Genomic DNA, 22822 nt, shown 5'->3' on the forward strand with positions numbered 1-22822 from the left:
AGCCGCCGACGTCTTGCCGGCGCTTGCGGGCGGGCGACGCGGGCGTGGCGGGACGTCCTTAGCGGGCAGCAAGTCGTCCCAGCAATTGGTCCAGGCCGAAGCGTTCCTCAAGCTGCGCGCGGTTCAACTGCCCGTGATAGTGCTCCTCCAGCAACGGCATGAGCTCGTACTTCCAGATGCGGCGAAGACCTGTGGGGTTTTGGGCAGCATTCTTCATGAAATAGGACGGCCCGATCATCAGGTCACGGTCCCAGTCGTCGATGGCGTCGTTGAGGGCGTCCAGGAGATCGGCGTTGAGGGTGTCCAGGCCACGGGCTTGGAGGAAGCGCCTCAGCGAGCCCCTGACCGGTTCCACCTTGGGATGCAGCTCGATGAACGCGAACCGGCGGCGGATCGCGGCGTCCATCATGGCGATGGAGCGGTCCGCGGTGTTCATGGTGCCGATGATGTACAGGTTGTCCGGCAGGCTGAAGGGCTCGTTGGGGCTGTACTGCAGGTAAATGCGGTCGTCACGGTACTCAAGGAGGAAGTACAGCTCGCCGAAGACCTTGGCCAGGTTGGCACGGTTCATCTCATCGATGATCAGGAAGTACGGCTTGTGCGCGTTCTCCGGCTTGGCAGCTTCCTCCGCGAGCCGACGCAACGGCCCGGCCACAAGCTTGAAGGAGACCTGTCCGTCGTCGGTCTTGTCCGGCCGGTAACCCTCAAAGAAATCCTCGTACGCGTACGACGGATGGAACTGCACCAGCTTCACGCGTTCATCGGTGCTGTCGCCTGCGAGCTCCGCAGCGAGGTGCTTGGCCAGGTACGTTTTGCCGGTCCCTGGCGGACCATAAAGAACCAATTGGCGGTTCTCTTCGAGCAGTTCGGCGATCTCCTTCAGCGGCTCGAGGTCCATGTGGAGGGACGCCGCGAACTCTTCCGTCAACGGCCGGAAACCCTGCTGGACAACCTCGACGACGGCGGTGGGCGGCGCTTCGTCCTCGCCGTCGGTTTCGGCTTCTACCGGCAGGAGTTCCTGCAGCGCCTGAATAACCCGGGTGACATCCACGATGATGCCGGGCGTGGACAATTGCCGCTGTGCATGGCGCGGTAGTTCGGTGATGGCGTAACTGTCATCGAACCAGCGGACCTTGCGACGGATACGCCGATTGTCCTCGTGGTGTTCTGGTTCGCCGAGGACCACGCCAACCCGAACGCGTCCGGCGTTCTGGTAGAGCGTGAGGTCTCCGGGCTTCATCACAGTGAGGAAGGCGAAGACCGCCGTTTTGGTGTCCTCGCGCTCTACATAGCCCAGGTGCTTGTAATCCTCATCCACGGCATGCTGGACAACGCCCGCAGTGACTCCGGCAGTGAGCGAGCGAAGGTGCTCGACATCCAGCGTGGCTTTCTCTTCAGCAACCCACGCGGCCAGCAAATCAGCGTTGTCGTGATGCGTACGCAGCAACCAGGATCTGCGGCCGGGGTCTCCCACCTTGCGCCATTGGCTGACCAGCTGGCGTGCGTACCAATCGATGCGCTGGCCGGCTTGTTCGTCCAGGTGCAGCCGGATCCTGTGAATGTCCGCAGTCACGTCCTCTTCGGTATCGCCCCCGGCGCCACCAACGAGTGAGGCGAAAGCATCACGAATCTCCCGGCGCTCCACGTCAGCCACCACGGGCTCGAAGTAGCTGGGCCACACCAAATACTCAATGCTGCGGCGCAGGGCCGCCTGGTCCTCTGGTGTTCCAACCGCAAGCTCGTGGAACTTCAAAGGATCGGCGAGCGCCTGATTGATGGTTTCCGTGCTCTGGCCGTCCACGTGGGCAACAAAGCGGCACAGCCATTTCAGGTGGTCCCAAATGGTCCAGTTGAACTCGGCTGTACGGTCGCGGATCACGCCGTGGTCCGTCATGCCCTCGTAGAGCTGTTCCGGCAACTCGATGGCCGGTTCCACCCAGGAGGCAGCCTCGGCCACGCGGGCACGCTTGACCCTGAGGGACTTGACCTCGTGGGCCAGCGGCAAGGACTGAAGGAAGAGCAGCTCCACTGCCAGCAGCTTGGCTTCACGGGACGCGCCGTCGAGGTTCTGCCGGAGATTGGTCATCATGGGGGCCTTGGAATCTTCCACCCCACGCTCAAGGCGTTCAAGCAGCTCCCCGGCGGCGTCTGCCGTCCACGTCAGCGTGCGTCCGTCCAGCGCTGACGGTCTTCCTTGGAGGGCCGGGCCCAGCACATACCAGGCCGCGTCCTCGATCTCCTTGGAGATTCCGGGGGCGCGGTCAATGGCAGGCTTCACGGAGGGGGTCACCATGCCAACTTACCTTGTTTGACTTAGCCAAGCATCTGGATTTGGACGCGCACAGGACCCGTAGAACGCTGGTTCAGTAATGATGTTCGCGCGCACATGGCTTGACGTGAGCCTCTGATTCCCATAGACATGCAGTACCCGTAACATGCAGTGATCGGATCCAGACAATGGTGTGGACCTCCAACGCTTTTCGCCGGGCGGGGGCTCATGTCAGGAGCGGGATTTGTGAACAGCAAACCTCCTGACAAAGGCCCAACGCGGCTGCGTGTTCGCGCCCGGTTTCCGTTAGCGCTTATTGCGGCAGCGGTCCTGCTCGGCTGCTTCCAATCTGGAGCAGCCACCACGGCGCCCTCGGCCATCCAACAGATCCGGGCAAACTCATCGACGGAGGCGTCGTCCGTAGCCAACCGGTCCACGAATGACACTCCGGTTCAGGCCACCAACACTTCGGGGACGTCTGAGCCCGCGCCTACAAACCCTTTGGCGTCGACGCTCTGTCAACAAACAGCCTCAGGATTTGGAGTGGCGTCCACAATCGGCGCTCCTTCGGACCTCCAACTCCGCAATGCTTCGGCCATCATGGTGGCGGCGGAAAAACTGGACCTTCCCTCCGATGCCCAAATCCTTGGGGTACAAGCCGCGCTTGGCGAATCTTCCCTGGAAAACAAGGACTTCGGCGATAGCGCCGGCCCCGACTCCCGTGGGCTGTTCCAGCAGCGCGCCAACGGGGCATGGGGCTCTTATGCCGATCGCATGGATCCATTCATCAGCGCAACCAGTTTCTTCCTAGCTCTGAAGGGCATCAAGGACTGGCAGCTTCTGCCTTCCACCCTGGCCATCCACCAGGTACAGCACAACCAGGATCCAGACCACTACACCAAGTACCGGGAGCTGGCCCAGAAGATCGTGGGTTTCCTGAACTCCCAAGGTCCGCTGACACTCCCTTGTTCCAGCGGCAGCGGTTGGTGGCAAACATCAGTCGGTAACGCTGCGTCAGGTCATGTCCGGCCAGGACCAGGCACTTTAATGTCCCCACTGGTGATTCTGCGCCCCAGCTCACCCTTCGGGCTGCGCACCAGTCCCATCACCGGTGCCCCTGGTGAATTTCATACCGGGCAGGACTTCGCGGCGCCCTGTGGAACCCCGGTTCATTCTGCCGACGACGGCTACGTGCGCGAGGTGGGCTGGCATGCCTGGGGCGGAGGCAACCGGATAGAAATCGATCACGGCAACGGGCTGATCACCACGTACAACCACCTGCAGGCGAGCGCCGTCCGCAAGGGGCAAGTAGTTGAAGCCGGGGACGTCATCGGGTTGGTCGGCTCCACTGGTTCCTCGACCGGATGCCACCTTCACTTTGAAACAATTGTGAATGGCTTGCTGGTGGATCCATCATCGTGGAGCCTGATTCCGCTGGACAAAGAGTCGTCCGTGGATCTGCTCAGGCTCACGAGCTACTCACCAGCAACAGGAACGACGCCGGTTGGCGACGTTCCGGTGTGGTCGCTCGGCGGCGCACTTGGCGAGCAGGCGACGTCGGCCCCCACGCCGGCTGCGCCGTCCACTCCCACACCTGTAGCCACCCCAACGGCTACGCCCACACCAACTGCCACGGCGGAGCCCACACCAACTGCGACTGCTACGCCGACGCCGACCCCAACGGCCAGCCCGACCCCCACCGCTGAACCCACGGCATCTCCAACAACAACGCCCACGCCGACCCCAACGACCGCGCCGACGGCAACTCCAACCAGTGAACCTACCGCGACGCCCACGGCAACCCCAACGCCCACATCCGACCCCACGCCGTCGCCCACTCCGACAGCCACGGCCGCTCCCACCGCAACCATCACAGCGACCCCAAGTACAGGGCCAACGCCGACTCCAACCATCACAGCAACCCCAACCACCGGGCCCACACCGACGGCAACCATCACGGCCACGCCCACTCCGACGCCCTGAGCGTGTCCACGAGAAGTGTCCGGCCTTCCGTCTGCTTGCGTGCAAGCAGGCGGAAGGCCGGACTGGATTCCTGCTAGCCGGCAGCATCCCGCTAGCCGACAGCATTCCTCCTAGCCGGCAGCCGCGATCCTGAACACGAGCGTGCGGGCTTCGGGTTTGAGGGCGAAATCCGGCCAAACGTCGGGTCCGCAGGCCCTCGAGCCCAGCCCGTGCTGTGCGGCGTCAAGGTAGAGGAAGCTGTTCCGGCTCTGCGGCAATTCATGTGGATGGGCTGCGCCCGTGACCTGCTGCGCCGTATGCCGGGACAACGTGAAGCCAGGGAGTCGATCCCTGGAATCGGGCAGTGCATGGAACGTCACCCAGGGATCCGTACTGTTACGCAGTTCCAAGGATCGGACAGCACTCCTGTGCCCTGTCTCCTGCGGCCGGGCGTAGTTCACGCTGAGCTCGTCGATTGCCGCCGAGTAGCGGCCCACCAGGGCGGCACGCATGCTGTCGGGATACGATTCCCGGGGTCCTGTCCCGAACCAGGAGGCTCCGTCCACTGATCCGGGCAGGTCAAACCGCACTCCCAGGCGAGGCCACACGATGTCCCAGCCCGAGCTGGGTGCAATGTCCAGACGCAGCCACAGCTCTCCCCCGGATACCTGCCACTGCTCGTCCACGGAAACAGAATGTGCGGTGTCCGCGGCGGCATAGCGGGTGGTGACGAACACGCCGTCGTCGGCCTGCACCACTTTCTCGACGCGGGCCGTCAACCTATCAAGACCCGCCTTGAGCCACACACTCTGGTTGGACGGAGCTGGAACCCCGTTCCCATTGTTGAGCCACGGGTCGCCGAGGTCGTAGCTGCCGAAATTCGAACCTCGATCATTGTCCGTTGGTGCTCGCCACAACTCCAGGCGCGGGCCGGATACCGGCAGTCCAGCCAGGGCAACGAGCCGCCCATCCTCGAACTGGGCAGGTCCGAGGGATGCCGGACCGAGGGATCCAGCGCCCAAGGACAGAGCCCCGGCCGCCCCGGTCTCCCCGCGCCGCCCAGCCGACGACAGTGGTCGCGGAGCCTTAGCAGGACGCCTGGCAGCAGATGCAGTGAAATCCAACTGCCCAGTGCAATCCAACTGCGCAGTGGAAATGACGTGGCCAGCAGGAGCCCACGCGGTGTCCTTGCGCAGGGCAACCTCAACGGTGAGCCACTGCTCGCCGGCCTCCACCCTGCTGAGAGCCCGCAGTGCCAACTCCGGCAGCTCCATAACCGCGGAGTCCCCAGCGGCGAGTTGACCACCAGTGGAGGTCACGACGTCGAACGTTCCGGACGCGGTCGCCTCGCCGTCCGTTTCGGTGCGCCAGCGAAGGACGACGTCGGACGCGTCCGCCGAGTGCCGCAGGTTGGCGACTGTGAGCATGGGACGGGTCACACCGTCCGTGACGGCTGTTTCGAAGCCCAAGCGGAGGGGCGCCACGATCTGTTTGAACTCGAACAGTCCCGGGCTGGACGTCGAGTCCGAAAGGACCATGCCGTCCATGACGAAATTGCCGTCGTGGACAACCTCACCGAAGTCGCCCCCGTAGGCGAAGAACTCTGTGCCATCTGCGGTAGTGGTGCGGATCCCATGGTCCCGCCATTCCCACACGAAACCTCCATGCAACCGTGGGTAGCGGTCCACCAGGTCCTCATATTGGTCGATCGCACCGGGACCATTGCCCATTGCGTGGACGTACTCGCACAGGATGAAGGGCTTGCTGCGTTGGCGCGCCGATTCCGCCGCGGAGCAGCCGAGCAGGAGCGAGCCGGAATCGTCGCGGCCAATGGCTTCGGTTTCGGGGATGGAGGAGTACATGCGCGAGTAGACGTCCGTGTACGCGCCGGCGTAGTCGCCCTCATAGTGCACTGGACGGCTGGAGTCTCGCGCGTGCGTCCAGGCGGACATAGCCGCAAGGTTGGCGCCGGTTCCTGCCTCGTTACCCAAGGACCACATGACGATTGAGGGGTGGTTCTTGTCCCGCTCAACGGTGCGCTCCATCCTGTCCACCAACGCCTCACGCCAGGCGGGATCGTCACTGGGATTTCCGGCCCAGCCATGACGCTCAAAGCCATGTGTTTCAAGATCGCATTCCAGGATCACCCAAAATCCCATTTCATCCGCGAGATCCAGCAGGCGCGGGTGCGGCGGGTAATGGCTGGTGCGGATGGCATTGACGTTGAACTGCTTCATCATGGCAAGATCGGCGCGGGCAAAATCTTCGTCAAAGACGCGGCCACGGTCTGGGTGTGTCTCGTGCCGGTTGACGCCGTGGAACACCACGCGCCGCCCGTTCACCAGGAATTGGTCTCCCTTGATCTCCACGGTACGGAAGCCAATCTTCAACGAGACCGTTTCGCCTTGGCTGGAGACAGTCGCCGCGTACAGCCGCGGAACTTCCGCGGACCAGGGTTCGACGGCGGCAATCCCCACCGGGGCGACGTCCTCCGGAGTTTCCCACGTGACATCAACATCGAGCTCGGGAACGCGGAGGCGCACAGGATAGGCAGCGGGAGCAGCGGCAATTTCGGCGTCGATGATGCCTGAACCGGAGTCGCTGGTGCCTTCAAATGGCGTCCGCAACCAGACGTCGTCCATTCCCGCTTGAGGACGGGCCTGCAGCGTGACGTCGCGGAAGATGCCCGGCATCCACCACTGGTCCTGGTCCTCGACGTAGCTCGAAGCAGACCACTGATGGACGCGGACGGCGAGGACGTTTTCCCCGGGCCGGATTGCCTCGGTGACGTCGAATTCCTGGGCAAGCCGGCTTCCCGTGCCGACGCCGATTACTGTGCCGTTGACCCACACTTTGTAGCGGGATTCCACCCCGTCAAAGCGCAAGACGATCCTCTCCGCACTTGCCCAGTCAGCAGGAATGGTGAAGGTCCGACGGTAGTCGCCCGTTGGATTCTCGTCCGGCACGTGGGGTGGCTCGGTGGGAAAAGGGAACTGGACGTTGGTGTAGATGGGGCGGCCATAGCGGCCCTCACCTTCCAGGACCCAGTGGGAAGGAACCGGGATTTCATCCCAACCGGAATCGTTCAGACCTTCATCAGCGACTCCTTCTACCTGCTCGCCGGCGGGCAGGACTCCCCTGCCGCCGGGCGTTCCGGGCGCACCGGGCAGCAACCGGAATCTCCACAAGCCGTTGAGTGGGATCGTGGGCGCGTCACTCCGTAGCCAGGAGCGGGCCGGCAGCCGATTGCCGGAGCCGGGGCCGGGATGGGTGATGTAGGAAGTGCCGGCAAACAAGGCCGAAGATGTCGATTCCACGTGGCTCCTTCAAGCGTCCACTGCAGGGTTGGGTGTGACCACGCTAACACAAATTTCGAGTAGTTACTCTAATTTCAGAATTCCAATCCCCGCCCGCTGTACACTGGCTTGCCATGACCACAAAGGACACGGCGAGCGCCAAGCGGGGACCCTATTCCAAGGCGAAGGAAAAGCGACGACTCATCCTCGACTCCGCCCACGCCGTGTTTGCCGCGAAGGGGTATTTGGGCGGCTCCCTGCAGGACGTTGCCAACCAAGCGGGCATGAGCCAGACCAGCCTCCTGCATTATTTCCCGTCAAAAAGCGATCTTCTGATGGGCGTCCTGGAGTGGCGCGACGAACTGACCGGAAGCGAGAATCCCTCCGCTGAGGAAGAGTCGCTTGTGGATGACGTGATTCGCACGGCGCTCCATAACGAGAAGATTCCCGGCGTCATCGAGCTCTACACAGTGCTGTGCGCGGAATCGATCACGAATGCCCATCCCGGCCGTGATTACTTCACAGAACGCTTCGAACGCATACGGGCAAGCTATAGGCGCTCTTTCTCGGCCTTGGCCCAGGAGGGCAAGCTCCGGCCCGGCGTGGATCCAGCGTGGGCAGCCACGTCCCTGGTGGCCCTGTGGGACGGACTTCAAACCCAGTGGCTGTTGGCCCCGGACAAGATAGACGTAGCAAAAGCCCTGCGCGGCTTCTTCGAAGTGATCCTGCTGCCTGAAGCGTGACGGGCCGAAAACCTACTATGCGTTGCCGTTCCAGCCCCCTAGTGCATTCCAAATTGGTAGTTGAACGGCACAGCCTCGCCCGGACAGACTTCTTCCCAGAGCGCCGCGATGGCATCCTCTCCCTCACGGAGGTCCGGTATCTCCACCCCTTCGCGCAGGATGGCTGCTGCCTCGCCCGCCTTGCCCACCCGGGCCAGTGCCAGGGCCCTGAGGAACCTCAAACGCCCGACGGCGGCGCCCTCCCTGGGTGCGAACTCCAGCAGTTCCAGCGCTTGGGCCGGATCATCATGGCGGATGCTGAGTGTCACTGCCTCGGTGAGCAACGCTGTGTTGGCGGAGTCGGCTTGAGCAGCGCTTCTGAGTTCATCCAGGCCCTCGCGATCCGAGCCTTCGGCCAGTAACGCCAGGCCCAATCCACGATGTGCGAGCGCCAAAGTCCCTGGCCGAACGCCCCCGGCAGCAAGCACCTCGCGATACGCCTCTTTGGCTCCTTCCAGGTCCTGCCTGGCATGCCTCATCGTGGCCACATGGAACCGCGCCTCAGGAGTTTCCCGTCCCTCAAGCAGCTCCTCCCAGTCAGCTCCGGCAACAAAGCTGGGCGCGCCGTCGAACGCTTTTCCCTTTAGCAGTTCCAGCCATGGTTCCTGCTCCGCTGTGATGCTTTCATCGACGAACGGGGTGCCGCTCTCGTCAATCCAGCCCTTGCCCGTCCGACGCCGGCGGGCCCGCTCCACCACGCCCCAGCCGCTGCCGTGGAGCAGCATGGTGGACGGCGGGACGTCAGCGTCGCTGATCGCGGCGGGCAGCATTGCCTCCAGTTCCTCGTGTGCCAGGAGCTCCTCGAGCCGCTGGCCGGCGTGGGCTACGGCCGCATCCCAATCCGATCCATGGGCCGTATCGGGGTCCAGATGCCCATTGCCGTACGCTTCCACCCAGGACCATTCCGCACCCGACGGCATGGCCATATTTTCAAACTGGGTTCTCGCCAACCCCGCCTGGATCTCGGCGTAAGGGCCAGCACCCGGGCTCAACCATTGTTGCCACCGTTTGCCCCCTTGGCCTTGTCCCCAGACGAAGAGCTTCTTGCCCCTCAGCCGGCTGGTGGACAGCATCGCCAGCCCATCGCCGTCGTGGTCCGCAGCTACAACCCAGCGACGTTCGGATCGATCAATATCAAAGAAGAAGTCCGCGGCATGCGGGCTGTTGACCAACCACGTGCCGTCGTAACCGTTGTGGTCCGTGGGCCGGACGCGGGTGATGTCCGTGGCGTAGTCGCTGCCAAAAGCTTCGTCGGCCGGGGCGATCACGCGGGTGCGGTCCGTCTCCGGAATGGCCGCGTTGCTCCACCAGTACATGGGAACCTCGTGGTCATTGGGGTTGCGGATGCGCACGGCCGCGAACAGCACGTCAGATTCGGCAGGCAACCATATGTCCACTTGGAAGACCACTTCCCGGAGCCGCTCGAACTCCCACACACGTAGGATGTGCTTTCCGTCCAGCGTGTGGACGATCGCCGTGTGCAGTGGATCGCAACTGGTGGGTGAGTGGCCGCGCGTGCCTATGTTCCACTCCAGGCCGCCCGCGAACCACGCCTTTCGCAGCGCGATGTTGGCCAGCTGGGGCGCGTCGTGCGTGTGGAGGAGCTGCTTTCCCGTCACTTTGTCGAACAATTCCCAGATACGGCCGCCCAGTGACGGTATGACCGTCGCCCGGAGTTTGCTGTTCTCAAGCACGACGGCGGGTAGCTCCCTGGGTGCCGCTTCCCGGCTGTAGCCGTCCTGCATGAGGTACGGGTAAACGTTGGCCACCACTCCATAGCGGGCCGCCGCTTGGAGCTCTTCCGGCACGCCCTCGCCCACTGTATAAGGCTGATCGAGTTCCGCGGCCACCACCGGCAAGGGGTTCAGCGGACCAATATCTGCCATCGTCAGGGAAATGGTGGTGACCGTGAGGTTGGAAGGTGAGGTGACAGCCATGTCAGGATCCGTTCGTGAGGAATTCAACGTCCACACCCACAGTCTCCTCGAACCGGATGGCCAGCGCTAGAGCCCACAATTGCTTACGAATCGTAAGTTTCGTAAGTTTGAGGGATGACCGTAAAAACTGCAAATGAAGCCAGAATGCACTGGTCAGAGCTCATTGACGCCGTGCGGCAGGAACCCGTCCACATCACCCGCCGCGGCCGCCCGGTAGCCGTAGTTGTTGACCCAGACTTCTACGAACGAGCCGTGGCAGCGCTTGAAGACGCTGACGATCTGGCCGATACACACACGGCGAAGACCGAAACAGAACCACGCGTCACTCACGCGGAGTTGCTGCGTGAGCTTGGAATCGAGGCGTGAGCGCAGACTTCAACATCGCCTACACGGCCACGGCGGCAAAGCAGATCCGCAAACTGGACAGATCCGCCCAGGTCAGAGTGTTGAAGACCGTGGAAATACTGGGGGCCACTCCACGGCCACCCAAAGCGACCCAGCTCGTTGGCGGAGATGGACAATGGCGAATCAGGGTCGGCGATTACCGTATCGTCTACGAAATCCACGACCACGAACTCTTGATCCTGGTTGTGAAGGTAGGACACCGCAAGGAAATCTACCGACACCAGAAAGCTCTACGAAAGTCCGCACCGGCGGTTCCCGGAGCCCCGGGCTTATGACAAGGAGCTGACCACCAGTTTCCGCACAACGGCGGTGCCGCCTTCCACCCGCAACTCGGTGCCGAGGCTCCCGGCCAGGGGGAAGACCAGATCACTGAGGACAACCCTGCCGTCTTGGGCGAAGACCTCCACTGATTGATCCACGATAATACGCAGCCTCAGCACGCCGCCGTCGAGCTTCACGGGCGCCGACTCCGCCGACGCGAACTTTTCGTGGAAGCCGGTGTTTCCGGAGTTTCGTCGATCCAGGGTGAGCTGGCTCGTCCCGGCGTCGAAGCTGAGAACCGTTGCGGCGCTCCCATCCGGGGCACCGAGCAGCCTGAAGGAAATGGTCCGGCATGAGCCGGGCAGGATCTCAGCCTCGATCAGCTGGGCTGATCCGGGCATGGCGTCGTGCAGTTGCACCGCGGAATCGCTAACTTCGGCATCCTGGAGAATGCTGGCGGGGTTTCCGGAGTCCAGCGGCAGCACAGGCCGCTGCACCAAGCGTGGCAAACCCTCTACGGTTGCAAGTTCAACCTCGCGGGCAAGCGACATGCCGGAGCGCCACGGGGCCGTTGGCAAGGAGTTGGCATAGTCCCAGTTGTTCATCCAGCCGATCATGATGCGGCGGTTCTCCGGGACATTGCTGAAAGAGACCGCGGCGTAGTAGTCACGCCCCCAGTCGAGCCAGAGGCATTGCCTGAGATCCATGGTTCCGTCGGCACCGGGTGAAACGAGCGAATCAGGATCGGCAGTGAACTGCAAGCCATCGAAGTGGCCCACGAAGTACTGTCCTCCGGAACCACCGGCCACGGCACCTGGATTGACGTTAACCACCAGGACCCACTTGACGTTCTCCGGGTCGCCGTCGACGGGCAGCGGGAAGAGGTCCGGGCATTCCCATTCGCCTTCCGCCGAGTTCGCGGGGCCGAAAGTACTCAGGTATTCCCAGTCCTTCAGGTTCTCCGAGCGGTACATGACAACCTGCTGATGCTGGGCCTCCACGGCCACCATCACCCAACAGGACCCGGCAGATCCCTCGTAGCGGAACACCTTGGGATCCCGGAAATGGGCCGAGCCGCGGCCAAGCACCGGGTTGCCTGCATATTTGCTCCACGACATGCCGCCATCCGTGGAGAACGCGAGGGACTGGGCCTGTGTCCCCTGATGCGCCGAGCCTTCCTTGAAGGCGCTCGTGTAGATGGCCACCAACGCCGGCTCTTCGTCTGTGCCGAATCCTGATGTATTGCCGTGGTCCACCACGATGCTGCCGGAAAAGACGTCCTCTTCGTCGTCGCAGGCGATGGCAACCGGGTGTTCAGTCCAGTGCAGGAGGTCAGTCGAGGTGGCGTGCCCCCAGGACATGTTGCCCCAGACGTTGTCGAAGGGGTTGTTTTGGTAGAAGAGATGGTAGACGCCGTTGTACCAAACCAGTCCGTTTGGATCGTTCAGCCAGGTGTTCTTGGCCGTGTAGTGAAGTATCGGACGCATCGTTGAGGCGGCGTCTTCGCCGGGGGCGGCACGGTGCGTTGTTGTTTCAGTCATCGGAGGTCTTTCGGGAGGGAAGCGACGGAATCGCGAAGAACCATGGGGCATGGAAGAACGGTGGGGTGGGTAGCGAACAGCTGCAGGTCGGTTTTCCCTTCGATGGCATCGATCAGGTTTTCCGTTGCCCAGGCACCCATTTCGTAGTGCGGCAGGGCGACTGTCGTCAGCGCTGGGTAAAGGTTTTCGGCAATGAGTTCCTGGTTGTCGAAACCGACGAAGGAGATGTCATCTGGAATCCGAAGGCCAAGTTCCGCAGCGGCCCGGTACGCACCCATGGCCATACGGTCGTTGTAGCAAAACACGGCCGTTGGCCGGTTCTCGGATTTCAGCAGGCGCAGCGCCGCCTGGTAGCCACCGGGCATCTCCGAGATCTCGGACTGGACCAGTTCTTCGTGGAACGGCAGCCCGGCGTCTGCCAACGTCTCCTTGAAAGCCCTCAACCGGGAGTGGGTTGCGGGCACGTCGTCGGTGTTGTTGAGCATCCCGATCCGGGTGTGACCGGCGTCGATCAGTGTCTGCACTGCGGACCTTGCCCCGCCCACTTCGTCGGGGATGACGGAGGAAACAGTTTGGCTGATGTCTTCGGAGTCCACCAGGACTGCAGGCAGTCCAGCGAGGTTCTTGGGGACAGCCAGCTTCCGGTGATACATCGTGGCGTACAGGATGCCATCCACTTGCCGGTCCAGCAGATCCGCCACCTGGCTTTCCTTGGACTCCTGGGAGCTGGTGCTGGTGGAGTTGATGATCATGATGTTGTAGCCCCGGCGCTTCGCAGTTTCCTCTGAGCCCAGGATGATCCTGCCTGCATGCGGCGTGGTGGCGATTTCCTCGCTGATGAACCCGATCATCCCTGAACGTTGTGTCCGCAGGGCCTGGGCCAGCCGGTTCGGGCCGTACCCCAGGCGATGCGCAGCCTCCTGGACCCGCTCCCGCGTTCTTGCGCCAACGCGGGCGTAGGCAACATCGTTCAGGACATGGGAGACGGTGGTGACCGAAACTCCGGCCTCTGCCGCCACGTCTTTGATACCCACTGATCTATTGGTCATTGGTCCCCCACGTCCTCATGATGTTGGTGCTGATCCTGCGATCGAATCAGCATGTGCGGCCTGGAAACCCAGAGTTGGTGTGGCCCTCAAGGCGTTGACAGCCCTGTCTGCAATAACTTGGTCGTCGGTTCCGGAATCAAGGATCGTATTCCGGGCAGATCCGGAATCGACCAGGACGGCCGTAACGGCGAGCCCGTCAGAAGCGCCCGTGGTCAACAGGGCGTCCACCTGGGCGGAGAAGCAGGAATCACTGGACGTGGCGTGAACGTCCATCGCCACCACGTGGTTGTTGGAGACGAAGTTTCCAGCCCCCTCCAGCAACCGGATGATGACCGGCGTCGCTCCTGCGGGACGGATGCTCTCTGCGTCGATGACCTCGGAGAAGTGGTTGCCCACCACAGAGTTGTTGCTCCCGCTCACGCAGAGAAGCCCGTAAAGATCGTCCAGCCCGTTATCGACTCCCAGGAAGGGTGTCCAGGGCTCATGGTCACGCAGGAAGTGATTCGTCGCCACGAGATTCTCGGAACTGTTCTCTGCGAGAACCACCATCCCGGGGTAGAACGAATGCAGCCGGTTGTTGGTGATGCTTGAACGCGTGACGCCGTCCAAATGGATGCTGCTGGCACCCCTGGGGAAGATGTTGTTCGCGGTTATCAAGAGCCCGCCATGGCTCTTGGCATAGATCGAGTGGCCCTTGAAACCTGCTCCGATCAAGTTGTCAGTGATCTTTGACGCCTGTCCCCAGCCGCGCAACTCAATGCAGCTCCCGCATTCAGCAATGAAGTTATCGTGAATGGAAAGCGCGTCAGCGTTGTGAATAGTGAGGGCGTTCTCCAGGTAGATGAACCCCATCCCCGAAACGCGGAATGAGTCATTGGCGCTCGCCACGTAGATACCGGTCTTGCCATTCACATACGTGTTCTCCGGCGGCAGGTCCGAGCCATCAGGGGTGAAGTGCAAGCCGTCAATACAGAAGTTGGAGAACTCCACTGAGCTGATGCGGGGGCTCCCGCTTCGCTCAACGTAGAAGGCTGCTCCCTTGGCTTCGTCCGAGTCCCCGCCGAGGGCAAGATCGACAATAATGCGGCTTCCTCCAGGCCACAGTTCATGCAGATCGCTCCACTCGTCTTCGGGGACGTTGAACCGGATGCTCGAGGACGTAAAGCCGTGCCCCGAACCCTCGATCCTGAGGAAGCTGATATCGATCAGCACCTGCGTACGGAGGTGGTAGTCCCCGGGCGGAAGGTAGATCACTGCTCCCGGCTTTCCTCCGTTGTTCACGTCGGTGGCTGCCTGCCGGGCCTTGACGTCGGCGATGATGCTGTTGATCACTTCACCGACGTCCTCGAACGGGTTGCCGACCGGCCACGTAGTCACGTCGTAGTAGTTGTTGCTTGACATTGCTTCTGCCCTTTTTGTGGTGTGGTTTCTCAGCCGTTGCGTTTTCTCAGCCCTTGACGGCGCCGAGCGTCATGCCCGCTACGATCTTGCGCTGCAGGAGAAGGGTGAGAAGGATGACCGGGATCGAGTACACGGCGGCCAGCGCCGTCATCGATCCCCAGTCCAGGCCGAACTGGGTCTGGAAGTTCGCGATGACCACGGGAGTGGTCTGCGAGCGGATGGCGGTCATCAGCAGCGCGAAGAGGAACTCGTTCCATGAGGCCAGGAAGGCGAAGATCGCGGTGACGGCGATGCCTCCGGAAACCACCGGGATCACCACCCGCCAGAGCGCGCCGAGCCTGCTGCAGCCATCCACTGTTGCTGCCTCTTCCAGGTCGCGGGGAACAGCCTCGAAGAAGCTGGACATCAGCCAGATGGAGAGCGGCAAGGAAATGGTGGTGTGGGCAATGGACAATGCGATCGGCGTATCCGCCAAACCTGCCGAAGCCATCATGGATGCCAGCGGGATACCGATTGCTACCGGCGGCACCATGCGGGTGACCAGTGCGGCCATGATGAACACTCGGCCGCTCGGAGTCTTGTAGCGCGTGATGCCGTAAGCCGCCGGGACAGCCAGCACCAGGGAAAGCAGAGTGCTGATGATCGCGGTCTGGATGCTGTTGATGAAGGAAGCCAACACACCGCTGCGGCCCAGGGCGTTCGCGTAATTCGCCAGCGTCCATTCCTTGGGAAGGATGGTGGGTGGAACGGCGATGGTGTCGATCGGGGTCTTGAAGGACGTAAACAGCAGGTACAGGAACGGGAACCCATACAGCACCATGGCTGCGGCCAGCAGGATCCACAGAATGGTCCGCGTGCTGCGACGTCCCGCCTCAAGGCCTTCGCGGTTTACACCACGACGCTTGCGCGGGGCGCTTGGCTCAGTAACCCCCGACGGCGGCAGCACAGTTTTGCCTGTCGGGTCACCGGGTGTTTGCTTCGCTGCTTGGGTGTGCTCGGCAGCTTGGGTGTGCTTGGCAGCTGTCAGCCGGGCGACCATTGCTGAACGGCGCGGCCTGATGCCAGGAGCGGAAGCCGGTGTCCCGCCGTCGTGCGAGGTTTCTGCGGCGCTCATCAGTTGTCCTTTCCTGGCCGCCAGATGGTGGCCACCGCGAAGAATGCGACGGCGAGCATCGCCAGCAGGTAGATGGTGCCCATGGCGCTGGCCAGGCCGGGATCGCCGAAGCGGATCATGGTCCGGTAGATCAGCAGGCTCATGGTTTCGGAGGCGGACTGCGGGCCGCCGTTGGTTTGGATGAGGATGGTGTCAAAGGCCCGGGCGGCATCGATTCCGCGGACCACCAGTGCCACGGCGATCACCGGGCGGAGGAGCGGAAGGATGATCTGGAACAGAAGCGCCGGTGCCTTGGCGCCGTCCAGGCGGGCTGCCTCGATGAGGTCGCCGGGGATGTTTTGGAGGCCGGCGAACAGGACCAGGCACATGAAGGACGTCGTGAGCCAGATGTCCGGGACGGCCACCGAGAACAGCACGATGTTCGGGTCCGAGAGCCAGCCGATCTGGTTGGGGTTGGAGAGGATGCCTGCTTGGTGCAGGATGGTCCCGATGAGGCCGAAGTTATCGATCATCAGGAACTTCCAGAGCAGGCCGGCCACGATCGGCGCAATCATAAGCGGGTAAAGGAAGACCGTTCGCCAGATCTGCGACTTGCGTCCCAGCGTGGTGAACAGGAGGGCCATCCCCAGGCCGAGCGCGAACTCCAGCGTCACCACCACTACTGTGTATGCCAGGGTTCGCCAGCCGGCACCCATGAAGGCTTCGGAGGCGAACGCTGCAGCGTAGTTTTGGAATCCGACAAAGTCACGCGTGCCGCCCGCGATGGGCGAGATCTTGAAGAAGCTGTCTGCGACGAGGCGGAACAGCGGGTAGGCCACAAACACGGCCAGGAACAGTGCCGCCGGGGTCATCAGGTATAGGGCGAAGCGGCGATCGGAGATACGCACGATTTTCTCTTCTGTTTGTTGGGGCCACGGCCGGCACCGGCTGAGTCGGCTGGTGCCGGCCGCGGAGTCTTTACTTGAGGAGGTCCTGGATCTGCTTCTTGGCGTCAGCCAGGAGAGTGGCGGAGTCGCCGCCAGCTACAGCCTTCTGCAGGAGCGGAACCAGCACGGTGTCCACAATCTGCTGCCACTTGGCTGTTGCCGGACGCGTTGCGGTTGCCTTGCCGTTGAGCGTTTCGATCAGCGGCTTGAAGCTCTCGTAGCCCGGCTGGTTCTGGTACTTCTCAAACGCTGAGATGCGCGAGGCGAGTCCGAGGCTGGATTCCACACCCATGCTGTTGTAGTCGTACGCGCACTTGATGAACTTCTTGGCTGCATCCGCGTTCTTGGTCGCCTTGGGTACGGACAGGTACCACGGGCCCGGAACACCCGCGACGCCGGCGCTGCCGCCAATCATCGCTGCAGCTCCCACCTTGCCAGCAACGGGAGAGTCCTTGGGGATCTGCCGGTAGGCGTGGGCCCAGAAGCGGGTCATGGCGGTCTTGCCCTGGTTGAACAGGTTCTGTGCCGCAGCCCAGTCAACCTGTGCAGCACCCGGAGGGGCGTCCTTGGTGAGGCTGACGTAGAAGTCGAGCGCTTCCTTGTGGGCAGCGTTATCGATGATCACGTTGTTGTTCGCATCAAGGACCATCGGCGAGCCGGCCTGCAGGACGTGGGCAAGCCATTCCGTTTCCACGGCGCCCTTCACGTCCGTGCCATACATGCCGTCCTTGGTGAAGAATTCGGAGATGTCCTGGTACTGCTTCCACGTGGTGGGAGCTGCCAGGTCGTAGCCGTACTTTGCCTTGAAATCTGCCTTGTTCTTGGCGTCCTCGAAGAGATCCTTGCGGTACAGGATGATCTCTGCGTTGGTCCATGCCGGCATTCCGATGAAGTGGCCGTCAACGTTGGCTTCCTTCACGAGGGCGGGGAAAATGTCCTTCTTGGCTTCATCGGTGAACAGTTCATCGATTGGCTGGACTGCATCCTTGAAGCTGGGGAGCCACACGGAGTCCAATGCCGCGACGTCGAAGGAGACATTGCCGGAGGAGAACTCACTGGAGAGCCGGTTGAACATGCCGTCATAGGGCAGTTCGACGAAGTTGACGTCGAGGCCGGTGTCTTTCTTGCATTGCTGGGCAACGCCTGTGAGCTCGGCGTGGCCTCCTGCTTCCACCAGGACGTTGACTGTGCTGGATGCGCTTCCGGATGTTGGTGCGGGGCCCCCGGCACCGCAACCAGTAGCAGCGAGTGCGACGGCAGTGCAGAGGCCGCCGAGTGTGACGAGCCTGGAGATGGTCTTTCGAGTGGACATCGCTGTCGACTTTCTCTTGGAACGGGATGAAAGAATCTTTGGGGATGGAGAATCGTTTTGCCAAAACGACTTGGCAACACCATAGGCCCGATTTCGGCAGTATGTCAAGCGTCACATTTTGGCCAGTTTGGCGCCTTGACGCGCCGGATGCCCCAGCCCTAGAGTCATCGACGCTAGTAGATAAACCGTTTTGGCATATTTTGGCCGATTTGGCCGTTTTTGGCATCCGCGCTGTGCCCAGTGGGCATCCCCATTCAAAGGAGAACGTATGAAACCCATCCCGGACATCAGCCGGCGAAGTGTGCTCCGCGCGCTTACGGCGTCGGCGGCCGTCGCCTTCGCTGTCGCGGCAACGGGCAACGCTGCCGCCGCAGCACGTGAACAAGTGGCCGCAAAGCCCGACGCCGGTCCCCAGCCGCAGGGGCACCGCCACTTAATCGGCGTTCTGTAAAGCAACCGTCTATAGAGCACCCGTCTGTAGAACCACCCGTCTGTAGAACCACGCCGGACCGCCGGAGGCGTGCGGCAGCATGCGTCCAAGCGAGGCACGAGCGAGCATGCAGAGCACGGCGCCGGCGGTTCCGGACGCACTTAAAGAGAAGCAGCACAGTTCAGTCCCCCAACGATGTGAGGAGAACCAGCTTTGACCACCGTCTATGACGTCACCACCTGGAGCGTTCCAGGGAATCCGTCCGCCACCCCGTACAACGACATCGGGCTCATCATCAACAGCATCATCGCTGACATCAAGAGCCAGCAGACCAGCCAGGCGTCCAAGCCCGGCGCCGTTATCTACATCCCGCCGGGAGACTACTCCCTCAAGACCCGGGTCAATGTGGACATCAGCTTCCTGACCATCCGTGGATCCGGTCATGGCTTCACCTCGCTGAGCATCCGCTACAACGCCGGCAACACCTCGAGCTGGCACGAGATCAACCCCGGTGCCAGCCGCGTGAGGGTGGAAAACACCGACGGGAACACGGACGCTTTCCGGGTCTACCGCACAGGCGATCCGCGGATCAGCGCGGTGGTGTTCGAGAACTTCTGCCTCGATGGCGTGTCCTTCGGTTCCAACGAGAACGATTACACCAACGGCAAGACCGGCATCCGCTTCGATTCTGCCAACGATTCCTGCCGGGTGGAGCGCATGGGGATGGTGTACCTCGAGCATGGGCTTGTGGTGAGGGATACAGATGCCCTGAGCGTCAGCAGCAACTTCCTTGCTGAATGTGGGTCATGCGTTGAACTGACAGGATCGGGCCAGGCCTCGAAAGTCACCGACAACCTCATTGGCGCCGGCTTCGTGGGATTCTCGATCTTCGCCGAGGGGCACATGGGCCTGCTGGTCACGGGCAACAACGTCTTCCCCAGGGGCAAGAGCAGCGTGCACTTCAAGGACTGCACGCGCTCCACCATCACCTCCAACCGGTTCCATGCCTTCTACCCCGGCATGGTGAATTTCGAAGGAAGCTGCACGGAAAACCTCGTTGGAGCCAATCACTTCCTGCGCCAGATGGAACCGTTCGATCCCCTCAAGCCTTATAACAATGGGTTGGACGATCTCTTCGGCCTGGTGCACATCGCGGGCAGCAACAACACCGTGACTGGAAACCACTTCAGCTATGACGTCGCCTCCGGATCGGTCACGCCGTCGGGGCAGACGCCCACCATCATTTTGGTGGCTTCCGGAAACAACAACTTCATCGCCACTAACAACACCGTCTCGGCCATCGCCGTGCACACCGTGGTCCTGGATGCATCAACTTCCGGGTCCAAGGTGCTGGACAGCGGCGATAGCAACCAGGTGGTTCGGTACGCGTCCAATTATGCGTTCAGGGCAACGCCGTAAGCCGAACGCCGCAACAGCACGGCGTCATCGCACGGCATAAGTAACGACGACGGCGGGCGTCGCCCCACGAGGCGGGTCCGCCGTCGTCATCCTGCAACGCAAGCCCTTGACGAAAGGTCTGTCAACGATGACAAGACGCACCAAAGCCCTCATCTCGATCGGGGCGGCCGTGGCTCTCACCGCTGCCTCATTCTCCGTTGCCGCCACCGCCCAGGCCACCGACCCGGACCCGGCCACCCAGCAATACCGGCCTTACCTGCACTACACGCCGGAAGCGGACTGGATGAACGATCCCAACGGGCTCGTCTTCCACAACGGGAAATACCACATGTATTACCAGTACAACCCCAACGGAACACGTTGGGGGAACATGAGCTGGGGCCACGCTTCCTCCACTGACCTGATCCACTGGGAGGAACAACCACTCGCCATTCCACGGGGTTTCAACGGATCCGGCCAGGTCATCGAGGAAATCTTCTCCGGATCCGTAGTGGTGGACACGCAGAACACCAGCGGACTCGGGACCCTCCAAAATCCACCGTTGGTGGCCATCTACACGAGCAATTACACTGCGGCCCACCCCACCCTCGCCGGTAAGCAAGCGCAGTCACTGGCGTTCAGCACTGACGACGGACAAACCTGGACCAAGTACGGCAACAACCCGGTCCTGAGCAGGAACACCTCCAGCTTCCGCGACCCCAAAGTCTTCTGGTACGACTCCCCCACTGGTCCGGATTACTGGGTCATGGCAGCTGTCGAAGCCGACGAACACCGCGTCCTCTTCTATAAGAGCAACGACCTCAAGCAATGGAACTATCTGGATGACTTCGGTCCCGCAAATGCAACAGGCGGCCAGTGGGAATGCCCTGATCTGTTCCCCCTAGCGGTTGACGGAGACCCGAATAACGTCAAGTGGGTCCTGTCCGTGAACATCAACCCTGGAGCCGTCGCCGGCGGCAGCGGCGGACAATACTTCGTCGGAACCTTCAACGGCACGTCCTTCACTGCTGAGAACATCGATCCCGCCAGCCAACTTCCTCCCGGAAACGTCCTTGCCGGATTCAACAGTGGCAACTACAGCGGCTGGAACGTCCAGAACGATCCTTCAAACAGTTCCGGGCCCTGGGGAAGCGCCCCCGCCTCAGGAAGTCTTTCAGGTCAAATGGCGGTTACTGGCACCATCGGAGCCGGGCTGGTTAACGGCTTCCACGGTGGAGATGCTCCCGTGGGCACCATGGAATCAGCACCCTTCACACTGGACAAGGACTACCTCAACTTCCTCGTCGGCGGCGGAAAACACCCGCAGGAAGCCGGGAAACAGTCGGGAAACCAGGCCCCTCCTGGCTACCTGCTGTTCGACGGCTTCGACTACCCAGGGACCCTCACGCAGGCCGGCTGGCAGCTCACCGGCGACTTCCAAGCGGCACTGAATCCCTCGACGTCGGGCGGTGAATTCGCCATCGGGAAACGGATCAACACCTTCGAAGGCGGCCCGAACCAGGACAACAATGTCGGCACCATCACTTCCCCCGAGTTTTACCTGACCAACACCAACATCGGCTTCCTCCTGGGCGGCGGCAGCCGCACCAACGGAGGGCTCCAGGTTGAGCTGCTGGTGGGAGGAGTGCCGGTGCGCACCTCAACGGGGACCAATTCGGGCGACCTGAACTGGCAGAACTGGGACGTTTCCCCCTGGTACGGCCAAATCGCCCGCATCCGGGTTGTGGACAACGCAACCGGGCCATGGGGCCATCTGACACTGGACAACATGGTGTTGGGTTCGGAGTTGGCGAAGCCCAGAAGTGCTGAAACCACCGTGAACCTCGTGGTCAATGGTCAAACAGTCCGCACAGCCACCGGCAGCGACTCCGAACATCTGGAGTGGAAAGCCTGGGACGTGAGCGCCTACACGGGTAGCCAGGCCACGATCAAGATCGTGGACAACAACCGCGGCGGTTGGGGACACATCCTCGCCGACGAATTCGTTTCCTCGGATGCCTCCCACCTCGAGCAGCATGATTGGCTGGACTGGGGCAGGGACTACTACGCCACGGTGTCCTTCAACAATGCTCCAGACGGCAAACGCATCATGCTGGGCTGGATGAACAACTGGGACTACGGCCAGGACACTCCCACCAGCACGTGGCGCGGAACCATGGCGTTGCCGCGTGAAGTCGTCCTTACACAGACGTCCGAGGGCCCGCGGCTGCGGCAGCAGGTGGTGTCCCAAGCCGATGCCTTGAAGAACACGGCAGCAGCGTACACGGCGCCGGCCCAGGACGTCTCGCCGGGAACAACCACATTGCCCATCACCGGTGACGTAGTCCAGATCGACGCCGAATTCTCGCCGGGAACGGCGTCGGCGTTTGGCCTGAAAGTCCTCGACAACGGAACCGAAGCGACCCGGATCGCCTACGCCCCGTCCACGAAACGGCTTGCCGTCGACAGGACCAACTCAGGCAACGAAGGATTCCATCCAGCCTTCAGTTCAGTAGAGGACCCGCGGGTGGAGTTGATCAATGGCCGGCTTCGCCTGCGCCTGTATGTGGACCGTGCATCCGTGGAGCTCTTCGCCCAGGACGGCCTGACCACCATCACGGATCAGGTCTTTCCAAGCGCTGGGGCGACCCATATCTCGGTCTTCTCAGAAGGAGGAACGGCGCGGCTCGAAAGCCTGGCGGTAACTCCCCTGAACCAGGCAATGTGGGGCGGCTGACC

At 62.1% G+C, this 22822-nt stretch carries 16 protein-coding genes; 7 read left to right on the forward strand and 9 right to left on the reverse strand.

Annotation, left to right across the window (positions count from 1 at the left end; genetic code table 11):
• Positions 1-58: 58 nt before the first annotated feature.
• Positions 59-2293, reverse strand: a complete 2235-nt coding sequence (locus AB4Z15_RS17405) for an McrB family protein (RefSeq protein ID WP_442018280.1) — start codon at positions 2291-2293, stop codon at positions 59-61.
• Between the two features lie 519 nt (positions 2294-2812).
• On the opposite strand from AB4Z15_RS17405, the gene AB4Z15_RS17410 reads away from it, so the two are divergent.
• Positions 2813-4252, forward strand: coding sequence for a M23 family metallopeptidase (locus AB4Z15_RS17410; protein WP_442018281.1), 1440 nt, complete (start codon positions 2813-2815; stop codon positions 4250-4252).
• Between the two features lie 110 nt (positions 4253-4362).
• Here the strand turns inward: AB4Z15_RS17410 and AB4Z15_RS17415 are convergent, their stop codons facing one another.
• Positions 4363-7548: a glycoside hydrolase family 2 TIM barrel-domain containing protein gene (locus AB4Z15_RS17415; RefSeq protein ID WP_442018282.1), complete on the reverse strand. Its 3186-nt coding sequence runs from the start codon at positions 7546-7548 to the stop codon at positions 4363-4365.
• Positions 7549-7661: 113 nt separating this feature from the next.
• Between AB4Z15_RS17415 and AB4Z15_RS17420 the strand changes: the two genes are divergently transcribed.
• Positions 7662-8270 (forward strand): TetR/AcrR family transcriptional regulator, encoded by a 609-nt coding sequence (locus tag AB4Z15_RS17420; RefSeq protein WP_442018283.1) that lies wholly within the window; start codon positions 7662-7664, stop codon positions 8268-8270.
• 38 nt (positions 8271-8308) lie between these two features.
• On the opposite strand, the gene AB4Z15_RS17425 is transcribed toward AB4Z15_RS17420, so the two are convergent.
• Positions 8309-10246, reverse strand: a complete 1938-nt coding sequence (locus AB4Z15_RS17425; protein WP_442018284.1) for a DUF5107 domain-containing protein — start codon at positions 10244-10246, stop codon at positions 8309-8311.
• Positions 10247-10360: 114 nt separating this feature from the next.
• Here AB4Z15_RS17425 and AB4Z15_RS17430 point away from each other — a divergent pair, with 114 nt between their 5' ends.
• Positions 10361-10612: a type II toxin-antitoxin system Phd/YefM family antitoxin gene (locus AB4Z15_RS17430; RefSeq protein ID WP_442018285.1), complete on the forward strand. Its 252-nt coding sequence runs from the start codon at positions 10361-10363 to the stop codon at positions 10610-10612.
• Positions 10609-10926: a type II toxin-antitoxin system RelE family toxin gene (locus AB4Z15_RS17435; RefSeq protein WP_442018286.1), complete on the forward strand. Its 318-nt coding sequence runs from the start codon at positions 10609-10611 to the stop codon at positions 10924-10926. The genes AB4Z15_RS17430 and AB4Z15_RS17435 overlap by 4 nt, the downstream gene beginning before the upstream one ends.
• Here AB4Z15_RS17435 and AB4Z15_RS17440 read toward each other — a convergent pair.
• The 6 genes from AB4Z15_RS17440 to AB4Z15_RS17465 form a co-directional block, all read right to left on the reverse strand.
• Positions 10921-12453, reverse strand: coding sequence for a glycoside hydrolase family 32 protein (locus AB4Z15_RS17440; protein WP_442018287.1), 1533 nt, complete (start codon positions 12451-12453; stop codon positions 10921-10923). The two genes, AB4Z15_RS17435 and AB4Z15_RS17440, sit on opposite strands and share 6 nt — an antisense overlap.
• Positions 12450-13502: a LacI family DNA-binding transcriptional regulator gene (locus AB4Z15_RS17445; RefSeq protein WP_442018288.1), complete on the reverse strand. Its 1053-nt coding sequence runs from the start codon at positions 13500-13502 to the stop codon at positions 12450-12452. Before AB4Z15_RS17445 ends, AB4Z15_RS17440 begins: the two co-directional genes overlap by 4 nt.
• A 15-nt stretch (positions 13503-13517) precedes the next feature.
• Positions 13518-14903, reverse strand: coding sequence for a right-handed parallel beta-helix repeat-containing protein (locus AB4Z15_RS17450; RefSeq protein WP_442018289.1), 1386 nt, complete (start codon positions 14901-14903; stop codon positions 13518-13520).
• A 46-nt stretch (positions 14904-14949) separates the two neighbouring features.
• Positions 14950-15846 (reverse strand): carbohydrate ABC transporter permease, encoded by an 897-nt coding sequence (locus AB4Z15_RS17455; RefSeq protein ID WP_442018323.1) that lies wholly within the window; start codon positions 15844-15846, stop codon positions 14950-14952.
• A 170-nt stretch (positions 15847-16016) separates the two neighbouring features.
• Positions 16017-16904 (reverse strand): carbohydrate ABC transporter permease, encoded by an 888-nt coding sequence (locus AB4Z15_RS17460; RefSeq protein WP_442018290.1) that lies wholly within the window; start codon positions 16902-16904, stop codon positions 16017-16019.
• 70 nt (positions 16905-16974) lie between these two features.
• Complete coding sequence (locus AB4Z15_RS17465; protein ID WP_442018291.1) at positions 16975-18255, reverse strand: ABC transporter substrate-binding protein; 1281 nt, start codon at positions 18253-18255, stop codon at positions 16975-16977.
• Between the two features lie 268 nt (positions 18256-18523).
• Between AB4Z15_RS17465 and AB4Z15_RS17470 the strand changes: the two genes are divergently transcribed.
• The 3 genes from AB4Z15_RS17470 (at position 18524) to AB4Z15_RS17480 (ending at position 22820) form a co-directional block, all read left to right on the forward strand.
• Positions 18524-18706 carry a hypothetical protein gene (locus AB4Z15_RS17470; protein ID WP_442018292.1) on the forward strand — a complete coding sequence of 61 codons (183 nt, stop codon included), beginning with the start codon at positions 18524-18526 and terminating at the stop codon, positions 18704-18706.
• 192 nt (positions 18707-18898) lie between these two features.
• Positions 18899-20104: a NosD domain-containing protein gene (locus AB4Z15_RS17475; RefSeq protein ID WP_442018293.1), complete on the forward strand. Its 1206-nt coding sequence runs from the start codon at positions 18899-18901 to the stop codon at positions 20102-20104.
• Positions 20105-20231: 127 nt separating this feature from the next.
• The gene (locus AB4Z15_RS17480; RefSeq protein ID WP_442018294.1) at positions 20232-22820 is read left to right on the forward strand and encodes a GH32 C-terminal domain-containing protein; all 2589 of its coding nucleotides are present in this window, start codon (positions 20232-20234) and stop codon (positions 22818-22820) included.
• The last annotated feature ends 2 nt before the right edge of the window (positions 22821-22822 follow it).

Source organism: Paenarthrobacter sp. 2TAF44, assembly GCF_052114885.1.
In the GTDB taxonomy this organism is placed as follows: domain Bacteria; phylum Actinomycetota; class Actinomycetes; order Actinomycetales; family Micrococcaceae; genus Arthrobacter.

Excerpts from the sequence above, each read along its gene's own strand:
- AB4Z15_RS17480 (WP_442018294.1), top strand. The coding sequence starts at position 20,232 with ATGACAAGACGCACCAAAGCCCTCATCTCGATCGGGGCGGCCGTGGCT.
- AB4Z15_RS17445 (WP_442018288.1), bottom strand. The coding sequence starts at position 13,502 with ATGACCAATAGATCAGTGGGTATCAAAGACGTGGCGGCAGAGGCCGGA.
- AB4Z15_RS17425 (WP_442018284.1), bottom strand. The coding sequence starts at position 10,246 with ATGGCTGTCACCTCACCTTCCAACCTCACGGTCACCACCATTTCCCTG.
- AB4Z15_RS17440 (WP_442018287.1), bottom strand. The coding sequence starts at position 12,453 with ATGACTGAAACAACAACGCACCGTGCCGCCCCCGGCGAAGACGCCGCC.
- AB4Z15_RS17470 (WP_442018292.1), top strand. The coding sequence starts at position 18,524 with ATGAAACCCATCCCGGACATCAGCCGGCGAAGTGTGCTCCGCGCGCTT.
- AB4Z15_RS17465 (WP_442018291.1), bottom strand. The coding sequence starts at position 18,255 with ATGTCCACTCGAAAGACCATCTCCAGGCTCGTCACACTCGGCGGCCTC.
- AB4Z15_RS17450 (WP_442018289.1), bottom strand. The coding sequence starts at position 14,903 with ATGTCAAGCAACAACTACTACGACGTGACTACGTGGCCGGTCGGCAAC.
- AB4Z15_RS17420 (WP_442018283.1), top strand. The coding sequence starts at position 7,662 with ATGACCACAAAGGACACGGCGAGCGCCAAGCGGGGACCCTATTCCAAG.
- AB4Z15_RS17405 (WP_442018280.1), bottom strand. The coding sequence starts at position 2,293 with ATGGTGACCCCCTCCGTGAAGCCTGCCATTGACCGCGCCCCCGGAATC.
- AB4Z15_RS17430 (WP_442018285.1), top strand. The coding sequence starts at position 10,361 with ATGACCGTAAAAACTGCAAATGAAGCCAGAATGCACTGGTCAGAGCTC.